Origin of the sequence: Pandoraea sp. E26 (assembly GCF_000681415.1) — a bacterium.
Taxonomy (GTDB): domain Bacteria; phylum Pseudomonadota; class Gammaproteobacteria; order Burkholderiales; family Burkholderiaceae; genus Pandoraea; species Pandoraea pnomenusa.
The window spans coordinates 155,701-169,099 of sequence record NZ_AYXJ01000007.1 but is presented as its reverse complement, the minus strand read 5'-3'; the positions used below and the strand labels follow the sequence as shown (position 1 = coordinate 169,099).

The window sequence follows — 13,399 nt, the reverse complement described above, 5'->3', positions numbered from 1 at the left end:
ACGTTCAGCCATGACCGATTTGCTAGCCAGCATCCACTCCCCGACCGATCTGCGCGCACTGTCGCGCGCCGACCTGCGGCGCCTGGCCGACGAGCTGCGCGCCTGCGTGCTCGAAAACGTCTCGCGCACCGGCGGGCATCTCTCGTCGAACCTCGGCACTGTCGAGTTGACGATCGCCCTGCACTACGTCTTCGATACCCCCAACGATCGCATCGTCTGGGATGTGGGACACCAGACGTACCCGCACAAGATCCTCACGGGACGCCGCGAGGCCATGCCCTCCCTGCGTCAGTGGCAAGGCTTGTCGGGCTTTCCCAAGCGTGACGAATCGCCATACGACACGTTCGGCACGGCGCATTCGAGCACGTCGATTTCCGCCGCGCTGGGCATGGCGCTGGCGAGCAAGGTCAAGGGCGAGAAGCGACATTCGATCGCCGTGATCGGCGACGGCGCCATGACGGCGGGCGAAGCGTTCGAGGCGCTCAACAACGCCGGCGTGTACGACGACCTGCCGTTCCTTGTCGTGCTCAACGACAACGACATGTCGATCTCGCCGCCGGTGGGCGCGCTCAATCAATATCTCACGCGCCTGATGTCCGGCCAGTTCTATTCGGCGGGCAAGGAAAGTGTGCGCAATCTGTTGCGCAATGCCCCCGCGCCCATGCGCGAGCTGGCCCACCGGCTCGAAGAGCATGCGAAAGCCATCGTCTCGCCCACGGGCACGATGTTCGAAGAGTTCGGCTTCAACTATCTTGGTCCCATCGACGGCCACGATCTCGACGCCCTCATCCCCGCGCTGGAAAACATCAAGGCGCTCAGGGGCCCGCAGTTTCTGCATGTCGTCACGCGCAAGGGGCGCGGATACAAGCTCGCCGAGGCCGACCCCGTGCTGTACCACGGCCCGGGCAAGTTCAACCCGAGCGAAGGCATTCGCCCCGCCGCACCGGGCACCGCGGCGGCCAGGACGTACACGCAGGTCTTCGGCGAGTGGTTGTGCGACGCCGCGGCGGCGGACAAGCGCGTGGTGGGCATCACCCCCGCCATGCGCGAAGGCTCCGGGCTCGTCGAATTCGAGAAGCGTTTTCCCGAGCGGTATTACGACGTCGGCATTGCCGAACAGCACGCAGTCACGTTTGCGGGCGGGCTCGCGACCGAGGGGCTGCGGCCTGTGGTCGCCATCTACTCGACGTTCCTGCAACGCGGCTACGACCAGTTGATTCACGACGTCGCCTTGCAGAATCTGCCAGTCGTCTTCGCGATCGACCGCGGCGGCCTGGTCGGCGCCGATGGCGCCACGCATGCGGGTGCGTACGACATGGCCTATCTGAGATGCATTCCGAACATGGTCGTCATGGCGCCGGCCGACGAAAGCGAATGCCGCCAGATGTTGCAGACGGCGCTCGGCATCGGGGGCCCCAGCGCCGTGCGCTATCCGCGCGGCACGGGTCCCGGCGTCAAGACCGAAGCGCAGCTGTCGACGTTGCCCTTGGGACGGGCGCAGACACGCCGACGCAGCGCCGCCCCGGCGGGCCGTCGTGTGGCCATCCTGGCCTTTGGTTCGATGGTGGCCCCGGCGGAGCAGGTGGCCGGCGAGTTCGACGCGAGCGTGCTTAACATGCGCTTCGTCAAGCCGCTGGACGAAGCGGCGGTGCTGGAGGTCGCGCGCACGCACGATCTCGTTGTCACGCTGGAGGAAGGGGCGATCATGGGTGGCGCGGGCACGGCGTGTGTCGAAGCGCTCAATGCCCACGGCGTGCAGGTGCCGGTGCTGCAACTGGGACTGCCCGATATTTACATCGATCAGGGCACGCCCGCGCAGCAGCTCGCGTCGGTCGGCCTGGACGCCACGGGCATCGCGGCGTCGATCCGTCGCGCGCTGGCCGCGCGCCTCGGCGGCAAGGTCGAGGCCGTCGGGACAGGCGTCGCGGGCGAGGCGCTCCACTCGCCGCACCCGTAAGCGCGAAGTGCATCACGGCCCCTCGGACGCCCAGGGGGCCGGTCCCGAAAGAAAAACGGCACCTCGCGGTGCCGTTTTTCTTGCCCAGGCAAATCCGTCGACCGATTCGCAGGCGCGTCCGTGCCGTCAGGATTTCGGTGGCGGCACGTGAGGCTCGCGCGGCTTGCCCATGAGCACGGGCTGGAAGAACACGGCGCCGATGAGCGTGCACACCAGCGACAACGCCAGCAGCTTGCCCATGCTCGACGTGCCCGGGTGGTGCGAGAGCCACAGGCTGCCGAAGGCGATGCCGGTGGTGGCGGCGGACAGTACGATCGCCTGCGTGAGGCTCGACGCCAGCAACCGCGTCTTGCCTTCGCGCCAGGCAATCACGTAGTAGATCTTGAAAGCCACGCCCACGCCAAGCAGCAACGGCAGCGCGATGATGTTCGCGAAGTTCAGCGGCAGCCCGATCAGCACGGAAATCTCCAGCGTGACCGCCGCCGAGACCAGCAGCGGCACGAGCGTGCGCAGCACGTCGCCAAACTTGCGCAGTGCCAGCCAGAGCAACACGGTGATCGAAAGCAGCGCCCAGGCGCCCGCCTCGATGAACGAGCGGATGATGGTGTCGGCCGAGCGAAGAATCGAGATCGGCCCGCCGACGGCGTCCGGGGTCGTCGCCAGCACGGCTGCGCTGAACTTGCGCAGCATGGCGTCGTCGCTCGGATCGGCGCCCTTCTCAACGCGCGGCGAGATATTCACGAGCGCACGGCCGTCAGCCGCCACCCATTGCGAGACGATGTCGCGAGGCAGCGTCTCGCGCGTGACCTCGTGCGGCTGCAACGCATCGCGCAGTTGGCCGAGCGCCAGCTTGAGCGGGTCGGCAATCGCGCGATCCGCACGGTCGCGCGTGGCGGCGTCGGCCGCCGCCAGTTTGCGCAGCGCAGCGGCAAGGCGCTGGGCCTCCCTGGCTCCTTCGCCCGGATGATCGAGCGCGGCATCTTCCAACTGCCCCGCTGCCGTCCTGAGCGACGACACGCGGGCGGCGTCCGCCCCCGGCGCGAGCGGCGTTTGCGTGAGCACCGGCATGAGCGACGCGGAGGCCGTGGCAATTTGCGCGAGCTTGGCCGGCTGATCGGCCGGCATGAACGTCGTGAGCGTGACCACGCGGCCCACCTCGGGCACCGCGCGAAGCCTTGCGGCATCGGCGTCGGCGGCGGCGAGATTCGGTGCGAGCAGTTGCACGTCGTTTACGCCGGCCTCCGGCGAGTTGGCCAGGTCGTTGAGCGTGGCCATCGACTCGGTCTTCGGGTCCTTCAGGTGAAGCGGATTGAAGTCGAAGTGCAGATGCGCGAGCAGCGGCAGACCGGCCACCACCAGCGCCAGCGTGCCGTACAGCAGCGGATTGCGGTACCTTTCGGTGAAATCGTCCACCCGGCCGAGGCTGCGAAAGCCCGGCGGGCTGGCCTCGCCCCTGGGCTTGAGCACGCTGATGAGCGCAGGCAGCAAGGTGATGGCCGACGGGAAGGCCACGCACAGAATCCCCACACCGGCGATCAACCCGAGTTCGGACACACCGCGATAGTCGGTCGGCAGAAACGAGAAGAAGCTCGCGGCCGTGGCGGCGGCGGCCAGCGACAACGGCATCGCAATCGCGCGGCCCGCGGCAACGAGCGCGCCGCGCAACGCTGCTTCGCCCTCGTGCCCCGCCTTGCCGCCGCGCTCACCAGCCTCGCCACGGGCGTCCCACCGATGGCGCTCCTCGCGGTATCGCACACCGAACTGGATACCGAAGTCCACGCCGATGCCAACGAACAGCACCGCGAACGCGACCGAGATCATGTTGAGCGCGCCGACCATCATCAGGCCCAGCGCAAATGTGACGGCCAGTCCGGCGAGCAGCGTAATGAACACCGCCAGAATCATCTTGCCCGAGCGCACCGCCAGCCAGAGCACGACCAGCACGGCAAGCAGCGTGATGACGGCGTTCGGACCGGCGTCCTCGCGCACCGAGGCAAACTCCTCGTCGGACAGCGGCCGCGACCCGGTCAGGCGCACCCGGGCGCCGTAGCGCTCGGCAAGCTTGAGCTCGGCCGCGGCCTCGCGAATGCGCGTGGCCGCGTTCGCCCCGGCTTCGAGCGACGCGTAGTCGACCACCGGCTGCACCTGCACATAACTGCGCGCCACGGTGTCGGGCGTGACGAGCCCGCGCCAGGACATCGCCGCCGCACGACCGGCCAGCACGGCCTCGGTCGTATCGGCCGCGTGTCCCAGAAGGTCGCGCATATCCGCAAGCTTCACCTGCCCGGTGAGCAGCGGCGTTTGCAGCGTGACCGACAGCAGGTTCGACAGGCCGGTCAGGCTCGGGTCCTGCGCCAGACGATTGAGCAGGGGCTTGGCGTCTTCGAGCTTCCCTGTGAGCGACTTCACGTCGTCCAGCGTCGCGAAGAGCAACGCATTGTGCGCGAAGAATTCGCCCGCTCCCGGCCGGCTCACCGCACGAAACACGTCGGTCTCGGTCGCGAGTCGGGCGGCCAGCTCGGCGGCCGCCTTGTCCGCGAACTCCACGGCGGGCGCGTCCACGACGGCCAGCGTCATGTCGGTTTTCTGCGGGAAGGCACGATCGATCTCGCGGCCACGCTCGGCGGCCGGCGTGTTCGAGTCGATCAGGCTCGAAATGTCGGTGTTGATCGCAAAATGTTTGGCGACGTACACACAACTCGCCATCACGAGCAGCAGCGAAGCGAAGATGACCGGGTACGCGTGCTTCGCCGAAAATCGGACGATGCGTACCACGAGCGAAGTCAGCATGTAGCGGTTCCGGAAGGTAAAGACGGTGTCTCCGCCGCGCTCGCAGCCCCCAAACACGTAACGAAACGTTAGCCGGAGGGCCTGGCGGGGAACCAATCGCGGACGTTGTCCGTCGATCAGCCATTGAAACGCGGGGAAACGGTGTATTGACGAAATCGCAGCAGTATACAAGGCCGCGTGCACTACACTACCGCCTACCCGATTTAAACCGACGATCTCAGGTATGAACAAATTCCTCGTGACAGCATTCAGCGCTGTCGCCTTCAGCGGCATCGGCATGTCGAGCGCCTGGGCGCAGGCCGGCACGTCCAATCCGAACGACATGGTGAAAACGGCCGTCGAGACGGTCGTCAAGGCCGCCAAGGCCGACCCTGCCGCGCGCGACGGCGACGTGGCGGCCACGGCCCGCGTGGTGGCGCGCGACTTTCTGCCCTACACCGATTTCCTTCGCACCACGCGCTACGCGGTCGGCCCGAAGGCCTTCGACAGCGCCACGCCGGCGCAGCAGCAGCAAGTCTTCGAACAGTTCCAGCAACTGCTGGTCAATACCTTCGCCCTGCAACTCTCGCAGGTGCGCGGCACACAGATTTCGTTCAAGTTCGCCCCGGCCAAACTCACCGCGGCCAGCAACGACGTCGTGGTCGGCGCCACGGTCAGCGGCACCGGCGACAATCTGTCGGTGGCCTACCGATTGGCAAAAACCGACAAGGGCTGGAAGATCTACGACATCAACATGATGGGCGAGAACGTGGCCAATGCCTGGCTCATCCAGTTGTATCAACCTCAGTTCAAGGCGCGCATCGAGCAGGGTGGCATCGACAGCCTGATTGGCTACCTGCGCGAGAAGAACGCAAGATTTGGCAAATAAAACAAGGACTTGACATTGATTTTCAGGGCCGGCGCGGTCCTCCGGGCGCGCCAATCCCGGCGCCGGACTCGTCTGTGCGCGGCGTTGGCGGGAGACGGGCGCCGGACAGGGGCAGGACAAGCTCCGGATCGGGGGACGGATAGGGGCGGAACAAGGCGTGATGGATCGACGTTTTCGCAACACACCGCGACGCCCGTCAACCGGGGGTCATCAGCAATAATTGGCCGCGGCGGTTACAATCGTCGCTTGTCAAACGACCGGACGGCGGTCCCCTCGACGGGTACACGCGATTTGCCATCAAAACTGGCCTCGCGCGTTCCATGCGCCCACATGCACGACATGGGAACCCGATAGCAACCGCCATCCCGGCCGACCTGAGCCGGAGAGCTGAATGCAAGTCATACTTGCCCAACCCCGCGGGTTTTGTGCGGGTGTCATACGTGCGATCGATATCGTCGAGCGCGCCCTGGAAAAATACGGCGCCCCCGTCTACGTGCGTCATGAGATCGTCCACAACAAGCACGTGGTCGACTCGCTCAAGGCCAAGGGCGCGCGCTTCATCGACGAGTTGTCCGAAGCCCCCGCGGGCGCTGTCACCATCTTCAGCGCGCACGGCGTCGCGCGCGTCGTCGAACAGGAAGCGGAAGTCCGCGGCCTGAAGGTGCTCAATGCGACCTGCCCGCTCGTGACGAAGGTGCACATCCAGGGCAAGAATTACGTGTCCGCGGGCCGCGAAGTCATTCTGATCGGTCACGCCGGCCACCCGGAAGTCGAAGGGACCATGGGGCAGATCGACGGCCCCGTGCACCTGGTGCAGACCGAGGACGATGTGGATGCGCTCGCGCTCGCCATCGACACCCCGGTGTCGTACGTGACGCAGACCACGCTGTCGGTCGACGAGACTCGCGGTATCATTGCTGCGCTGCAACGTCGTTTTACCGACATCGTCGGCCCGAACACCAAGGACATCTGCTATGCCACGCAGAACCGCCAGACCGCCGTGCGCGAGTTGTGCGAGCGTGTGGACGTGCTGCTCGTGGTCGGCGCGACGAACAGCTCGAATTCGAACCGCCTGCGCGAAATCGGCTCCGAAATGGGGCTGCCGAGCTACCTTGTGGCCGATGGCTCCGAGGTAAATCCGGAATGGGTACGCGGTCAGGCCCGCATCGGCATTACCGCGGGGGCGTCCGCGCCCGAGCGCATGGTCGAAGACGTGATCGACGCGCTGCGTCGCATCGACACGGTCGAAGTGACTCTCATGGACGGCATCGAAGAAACCATTCAGTTTCGCCTGCCGTCGGAATTGACCAAAGACGAGCCGGTTGCCGCGCGCCACGCGGTCGCCGGCTAACGCAACACGAACAGGAGCCGAACTTGGCCATCCCCTTCCTCCAACAGGCGTACGTTGGCGCCTACCTGATGAAGCAACGCTTCAAGGGCAACAAGCGCTACCCGCTGGTGCTCATGCTCGAACCGTTGTTCCGTTGCAACCTCGCCTGCTCGGGCTGCGGCAAGATCGACTATCCGGACCCCATCCTGAATCAGCGCGTCTCGCTCAAGGAATCGCTCGACGCGGTCGACGAGTGCGGCGCCCCGGTTGTCTCCATTGCCGGTGGCGAGCCGCTGCTGCACAAGGAAATGCCGCAGATCGTCAAGGGCATCATCGAACGCAAGAAGTTCGTGTATCTCTGCACGAACGCACTGCTGCTCGAGAAAAAGATCGACGATTACGAGCCGAGCCCGTTCTTCGTTTGGTCGATCCACCTCGACGGCGACCGTGAAATGCACGACGCGGCCGTGTCCCAGGAAGGTGTGTACGACCGTGCCGTGGCCGCCATCAAGCTGGCCAAGTCGCGCGGCTTCCGCGTGAACATCAACTGCACGCTGTTCAACAACGCCGATCCCGAGAAAGTCGCCAGGTTCTTCGATTCGACCAAGGACCTGGGTCTCGACGGCATTACCGTCTCGCCGGGCTATGCCTACGAGCGCGCCCCGGATCAGCAACACTTCCTGAATCGCTCGAAGACCAAGCAGTTGTTCCGCGACATTCTCAAGCGCGGTGACGGTGGCAAGAAGTGGACGTTCAGCCAGTCGAGCCTGTTCCTCGACTTCCTCGCCGGCAACCGCTCGTATCACTGCACGCCGTGGGGCAACCCGACGCGCACCGTGTTCGGCTGGCAGCGCCCGTGCTACCTGCTTGGCGAAGGCTACGCGAAGACGTACACGGAACTGATGGAAACCACCGACTGGGACAAGTACGGCGTGGGCAACTACGAGAAGTGCGCGGACTGCATGGTCCACAGCGGCTTCGAAGCCACTGCCGTGAACGAGACGATGTCGCACCCGCTGCGCGCGCTGGGCGTGGCGCTCAAGGGCGTGCGCACCGACGGTCCGATGGCCGACGACATCTCGTTCGCCAAGCAGCGGCCGGCCGAGTACGTGTTCTCGAAGCACGTCGAGATCAAGCTCGACGAACTGCGCCGGGCCAAGGCGTAAATGCCGTCGCGAGTGCTGGTCACCGGCGCCTCCGGGTTCGTCGGTTCCGCGGTGGCTCGCACGGCGCTTGCACGCGGTCACGAGGTTCGCCTGCTGGTGCGTGGCTCCAGCCCCCGCGCGAATCTCGCCGATCTGCCTGTCGAGGTCGTGGAAGGCGACATGCGCGACGCTGCCTCGATGCAACGCGCGCTCGCCGGATGCGACGCCCTGCTCCACGTCGCCGCCGATTATCGACTCTGGGCAAAAGATCCCAACGACATCATGCGGGCCAATATCGACGGTACGCGCACGGTGATGGACGCCGCGCTGCGCGCCGGCGTCCAGCGCGTGGTGTATACGAGCAGCGTAGCCACGCTGCGCGTGCACGATGCCGTCGGCCCGGTCGACGAAACCCGCCCGAACGACGAAGCCACGACCATCGGCGTCTACAAGCGCAGCAAGGTCGCGGCCGAGCGACTGGTTGAGCGCATGATCGCCAACGACGGCCTGCCGGCCGTCATCGTCAATCCGTCCACCCCGATCGGCCCGCGCGACATCAAGCCTACGCCGACCGGACGCATCATCGTAGAAGCGGCGCAGGGCAAGATTCCGGCGTTCGTCGACACCGGCCTGAATCTCGTGCATGTCGACGACTGCGCCGAAGGGCACTTGCTGGCGCTGGAGCGCGGCCGCATCGGCGAGCGCTACATTCTCGGCGGCGACGATGTGCTGCTGCGCGACATGCTCGCCGGCATTGCCGACATGGTCGGCCGCAAGGCGCCCACGATCGCCCTGCCGCGCTGGCCGCTCTACCCGCTGGCGATGGCCGCACAAGGCGTGGCGCGCTTCACGGGCAAGGAGCCCTTCGTGACGGTCGACGGCCTGAAGATGTCGCGCTATCACATGTTCTTCTCGTCGGAGAAGGCCAGGCGCGATCTCGGCTACACTGCCCGCCCCTACGCCGACGGCCTGCGCGATGCGCTTGCCTGGTTTGGTTCCGCTGGATATCTCTCATGACTGTTCTGGCCTGGATCGCCGCGCTCTCGCTGGCCATCTGGATCTATCTGCTCAGCTCGCAAGGCGGCTTCTGGCGCGCCCGTGAGCGCGACGATCTCGACGACGACACCCTGCCCGTTCCCGCGACGTGGCCGGCGGTCGCCGTCATCATTCCCGCGCGCAACGAAGCCGAGTCGATCGGCCAGGTGGTGGAATCGCTGTGTCGTCAGGATTACGCGGGGCGCCTGCGCATCGTGGTGGTCGACGATCAGAGCAGCGACGGCACCGCCGATCTGGCTCGCGACGCCGCCGCGCGTGCCGCCGCCGAAGGGTTCACGCGCCGCGTGGACGTGCTCGGCGGCCAGCCCCTGCCGGGGGGATGGACGGGCAAGATGTGGGCCGTGCGTCAGGGCGTGGCGTTTGCAAGCGACCCCGCCACGAACGACGACGGCGTGCCGCCGGACTACCTGCTGCATACCGACGCCGACATCGCGCACTCGCCAGATAACGTACGCCGTCTGGTCACGCGTGCCACGGGCGACGATCGCGTGCTCGTCTCGCTCATGGCGAGGCTGCGCTGCACGGCCTGGTTCGAGCGCACGCTAATCCCGGCGTTCGTGCTGTTCTTCCAGATGCTCTACCCGTTCGCGTGGGTCAACGATCCCAACAGGCGCATGGCGGCCGCGGCCGGCGGGTGCATGCTGATTCATCGCGCCTCGCTTGAAGCGGGCGGGGGAATCGAAGCCATTCGCGACGAGATCATCGACGACTGCGCCATGGGCCGTCTGCTCAAGAAGCAGGGATCGATCTGGCTGGGACTCACGCAGCGCGCCGTGAGCGTGCGTCCGTACGACAACCTCGGCGAAATTCGCAAGATGGTGTCGCGCACCGCGTACGCGCAGTTGAAGTATTCGCCGGTGCTGCTCGCGGGCACGCTAGTGTCGCTGCTGCTCACATTCATCGCGCCACCGGTCATGACGATCTTCGCCACGGGAATCGCCCAGTGGCTGGGGTTGTTCGCCTGGCTGGCCATGACGCTGGCATATCTGCCGATACTGCGCTTCTACCGCCAGCCGTCGAGCTTCGGTCCCATGCTGCCGCTGGTGGCTGCGCTTTACACCGTCTTCACCTTCGACTCGGCGCTGCAGCATTGGCGCGGTCGCGGCGGCATGTGGAAGGGACGCGCACAGGCCCGCGGGCAGCAATCCTCGGACGCATGATCCGACGCCATCACGAACGTCGGCGCCATTGCCTCCGAGAAAAAAATGCCAGCGTGTTCAAAGACACGCTGGCATTTTTTTAGACACGCGGCGCCAGCAACCTTCCGACCGTCTATCCGGTGCCTGCCGATACCGGGCGGCGCGCACGAATCGCGTCAGATACCCGCCGCGTCCGCACCGAAGCCTTCGCCCAACTTGAGCGCGACGATCTGGCGGCCATGGCGCAGCGCCTGCCTGGCGCGGCCGGCGTCCTGTCCGACGCGCAGTAGCGCGGGCAGTTGCCTCGGATTGGCGGCGAGCGAGCGCAGCACGCCGAGGATATCGGTGGAACCGTCGCTGCGCATGCCCGCCAGCGCCGCCGGCGGCAACGTCCGCTCGGCCGGATCGATCACTACCCGCGCCACCACGAACGGCAGGCCGTGCGCGTGAGCGACACGCGCGACGATGTGCGACTCCATGTCGGCCGCCGCCGCCCCGCTCTCGCGGAACAGGGCTGCCTTGTCGCCCACGCTGACCACCGGCGCCGTCACGCCCGCCATGTCGGCACGCAGGGCGCCGGGCATCGCGCGATGCAACGCGTCGGCCCAGGCGATGGACGTGACATACTCGTGCGCCTGTCGCGGCATGTCGAGTACCTTGTGCGCGATGACCCACTGCCCGGGCGTCAGACCGGGAATCAGCCCACCGGCCGTGCCGAAGCTCACCAACCCGCGCGCGCCGCCCGAGGAGGCGATCGCTCCCTCCAGATCGGCGGCAAGCGTGGCATTTTGCGCGCACACCACCCGTACGCCGTCGCCGCGCGCAATGCGCGCCTCGAACGGCATGCCGGTCACCACGATGACGGAGGGACGCATGAGTGTTTGCGCGCGCTTGGTCATTACATGCCGCAAGGGACCGGGCAGTCGTTGCGAACCGTCAGGTTCCGGTAGCGGGCGAGTGCCCACAGCGGGAAGAACTTGCGATAGCCGTGGTAGCGCAGGTAGAACACACGCGGGAACCCCGTGGCCGTGTAGAGGGCTTCGTCCCACAGCCCCTCATCGTTCTGCGTGTCGAGGAGATAGTCGATGCCGCGCTTGACCGCCGGGTCATTGGCCTTGCCCGCCGCCATCAGACCGAGCAATGCCCAGGCGGTCTGCGACGACGTGCTCGGCGCCGATTCGTAGCCCTTGTACTCGAGCTTGTAGCTGTCACCGTCCTCGCCCCAGCCGCCATCGGCGTTCTGGATCGAGATCAGCCATTGGGCCGCGCGCGCGAGCGCCGGGTGCTCCGGCGTCAATCCCGCGGCCTGCAAGCCGCACATGGCGGACCATGTGCCGTACACGTAATTCATGCCCCAGCGGCCGTACCAGCTGCCGTCGGCTTCCTGATCGTCGAGAATATATTTCAGTGCCAGTTCAGCCGAGGCGCGACGCTCGGGCGACGACGGCAACTGGGCGAGCATCGACAGGCAACGGGCCGAGACGTCGACGGTGGGCGGATCGAGCAGCGCCCCGTGATCCGAGAACGGAATGTTGTTCAGGTAAAGATGCGTGTTTTCCGGCTCGAATGCGCCCCATCCGCCGTTACTGCTTTGCATGCCGATGACCCATTCGGTACCCCGGTCGATGGCATGGCGCATCGGCCGAGTGCTGGCGTCGACCTTGTCGTTCTCGAACTTGCCGGCAAGCTTCTCATAGCGGTCCATCGCCATCGCCACCACGGCGGTATCGTCCACATCCGGGTAATGTGGATTGGCGAACTGGAATGCCCAGCCGCCGGGGCGCACGTTCGGACGACGCGAGATCCAGTCGCCGCGCACGTCCAGAATCTGCAACGGGATGAGCCACTCCAGCCCCTTGCCCGCCATTTCGATGGCGCGCTTGTCTCCCGTCTCGAGCAATGCGTGCGCCGACAGCGCGGTATCCCACACGGGCGACAGGCAGGGCTGCACATACGTTTCGTGGTCGGCCGGCGTGACCAGCTTTTCGACCGACTTGCGGGCAATGGCGCGGCTCGGATGATCCTCCGGGTAGCCGAGCACGTCGTACATCATGACCGCATTGGCCATGGCCGGATAAATCGCACCGAGCCCGTCCTCGCCGTTGAGCCGCTCCTCCACGAACGCCACCGCGCGATCGATCGACTTCTGGCGCAGCCGCTTCGGAAAGCACGGGTCGAGCGCGCGCAGCACGTGATCGACGCCCGAGAAGAACGTGAACCAGAAGCGGCTCTGATGCGGGGCCCGCTTGGGCGGGCCCACGTCCTTCGGGTTGCCGATGAACAGCTCGTCGATCTGCACGCCTTTCGGGTTGCGCGCAAGCGGACGCCGGGCCTGCAGCACCAGCAGCGGCACGATCACCGTGCGCGCCCAGTACGACACCTTCGACAGGTGGAACGGGAACCACTTCGGCAGCAGCATGATTTCGACCGGCATCATCGGCACCGCCTTCCAATCGAGCACGCCGTACAACGCGAGCAGGATGCGCGTGAAGACGTTCGAATTCTGAGCGCCCCCGCGCGACAGAATCGCCTCGCGGGCGCGCACCATGTGCGGCGCGTCGATCGGCTCGCCGATCATCTTCAGCGCGAAGTACGCCTTCACGCTCGCGCTCATGTCGAACTTGCCGTCTTGGAACAGCGGCCAGCCGCCATGTTCGCCCTGGATGCGACGCAGATAGGCGGCGATCTTGCCTTCGAGTTCAGCATCGACCTTCTCGCCCAGATGATGGCGCAGCAGCACGTATTCGGCCGGGATCGTCGAGTCGGCCTCCAGTTCGAAGAGCCAGTGGCCGTCGTCCTGTTGCAGGTCGAGTAGCGCGGCGACCGAGCGCTCGATGCCCGACTCCAGCGTCTGCGTGGCCATTGCCGTGCTCACCTTCTGGGCGAGCTCGGTGTGCAGCTTGAGGTCCACCGCCGTGGCGGTGGCCGTGCGTCGCGCTTCCTTCTCGGAAGCATCGCGTATCGTATCCATGGCGTTCTTGCCTGTTCAAAGGCGTATCGACGGCGCGCCGGGCGCACCGGTTAAACATTCACACTTGCGTTGGCAGCCGGCTCTGCGACCGGCTCGGGCGAGAAACGTTACCGACGTTTGCGCTTCGCTCGTGCTGCATTTGC

The 13,399-nt window shown here is 66.1% G+C and carries 9 protein-coding genes; 6 read left to right on the top strand and 3 right to left on the bottom strand.

Annotation, left to right across the window (positions count from 1 at the left end):
* Window positions 1-10 precede the first annotated feature (10 nt).
* The gene (dxs, locus tag W930_RS26075) at window positions 11-1,957 is read left to right on the top strand and encodes a 1-deoxy-D-xylulose-5-phosphate synthase (RefSeq protein ID WP_023873537.1); all 1,947 of its coding nucleotides are present in this window, start codon (window positions 11-13) and stop codon (window positions 1,955-1,957) included.
* A 126-nt stretch (window positions 1,958-2,083) separates the two neighbouring features.
* On the opposite strand, the gene W930_RS0104690 is transcribed toward dxs, so the two are convergent.
* Window positions 2,084-4,747 carry an MMPL family transporter gene (locus W930_RS0104690; RefSeq protein WP_023597007.1) on the bottom strand — a complete coding sequence of 888 codons (2,664 nt, stop codon included), beginning with the start codon at window positions 4,745-4,747 and terminating at the stop codon, window positions 2,084-2,086.
* A 223-nt stretch (window positions 4,748-4,970) separates the two neighbouring features.
* Here W930_RS0104690 and W930_RS0104685 point away from each other — a divergent pair, with 223 nt between their 5' ends.
* From W930_RS0104685 to W930_RS0104665, 5 genes are all read left to right on the top strand, one after another.
* Window positions 4,971-5,615, top strand: a complete 645-nt coding sequence (locus W930_RS0104685) for a phospholipid-binding protein MlaC (RefSeq protein WP_023597008.1) — start codon at window positions 4,971-4,973, stop codon at window positions 5,613-5,615.
* Window positions 5,616-6,006: 391 nt separating this feature from the next.
* Complete coding sequence (gene ispH, locus W930_RS0104680) at window positions 6,007-6,966, top strand: 4-hydroxy-3-methylbut-2-enyl diphosphate reductase (protein ID WP_023873536.1); 960 nt, start codon at window positions 6,007-6,009, stop codon at window positions 6,964-6,966.
* A gap of 23 nt (window positions 6,967-6,989) precedes the next feature.
* The gene (hpnH, locus tag W930_RS0104675; protein WP_023597010.1) at window positions 6,990-8,111 is read left to right on the top strand and encodes an adenosyl-hopene transferase HpnH; all 1,122 of its coding nucleotides are present in this window, start codon (window positions 6,990-6,992) and stop codon (window positions 8,109-8,111) included.
* A complete protein-coding gene (gene hpnA / locus W930_RS0104670) occupies window positions 8,112-9,107 on the top strand; it encodes a hopanoid-associated sugar epimerase (RefSeq protein WP_023597011.1) in 996 nt (331 codons plus the stop codon). It begins immediately after the preceding gene.
* The gene (locus W930_RS0104665) at window positions 9,104-10,306 is read left to right on the top strand and encodes a glycosyltransferase (RefSeq protein WP_023873535.1); all 1,203 of its coding nucleotides are present in this window, start codon (window positions 9,104-9,106) and stop codon (window positions 10,304-10,306) included. The genes hpnA and W930_RS0104665 overlap by 4 nt, the downstream gene beginning before the upstream one ends.
* A gap of 155 nt (window positions 10,307-10,461) precedes the next feature.
* On the opposite strand, the gene W930_RS26070 is transcribed toward W930_RS0104665, so the two are convergent.
* Together W930_RS26070 and shc are read right to left on the bottom strand one after the other, a co-directional pair.
* Window positions 10,462-11,160, bottom strand: a complete 699-nt coding sequence (locus W930_RS26070; RefSeq protein WP_224785325.1) for a phosphorylase — start codon at window positions 11,158-11,160, stop codon at window positions 10,462-10,464.
* A gap of 23 nt (window positions 11,161-11,183) precedes the next feature.
* Window positions 11,184-13,148, bottom strand: coding sequence for a squalene--hopene cyclase (gene shc / locus W930_RS26065; RefSeq protein WP_051399335.1), 1,965 nt, complete (start codon window positions 13,146-13,148; stop codon window positions 11,184-11,186).
* Between the last annotated feature and the right edge of the window lie 251 nt (window positions 13,149-13,399).

Bases quoted from the DNA above. Each gene is read 5' to 3' on its own strand.
- dxs (WP_023873537.1), top strand. From the start codon at position 11: ATGACCGATTTGCTAGCCAGCATCCACTCCCCGACCGATCTGCGCGCA.
- shc (WP_051399335.1), bottom strand. From the start codon at position 13,148: ATGGCCACGCAGACGCTGGAGTCGGGCATCGAGCGCTCGGTCGCCGCG.
- W930_RS0104685 (WP_023597008.1), top strand. From the start codon at position 4,971: ATGAACAAATTCCTCGTGACAGCATTCAGCGCTGTCGCCTTCAGCGGC.
- W930_RS0104690 (WP_023597007.1), bottom strand. From the start codon at position 4,747: ATGCTGACTTCGCTCGTGGTACGCATCGTCCGATTTTCGGCGAAGCAC.
- ispH (WP_023873536.1), top strand. From the start codon at position 6,007: ATGCAAGTCATACTTGCCCAACCCCGCGGGTTTTGTGCGGGTGTCATA.
- hpnA (WP_023597011.1), top strand. From the start codon at position 8,112: ATGCCGTCGCGAGTGCTGGTCACCGGCGCCTCCGGGTTCGTCGGTTCC.
- W930_RS0104665 (WP_023873535.1), top strand. From the start codon at position 9,104: ATGACTGTTCTGGCCTGGATCGCCGCGCTCTCGCTGGCCATCTGGATC.
- W930_RS26070 (WP_224785325.1), bottom strand. From the start codon at position 11,160: ATGCGTCCCTCCGTCATCGTGGTGACCGGCATGCCGTTCGAGGCGCGC.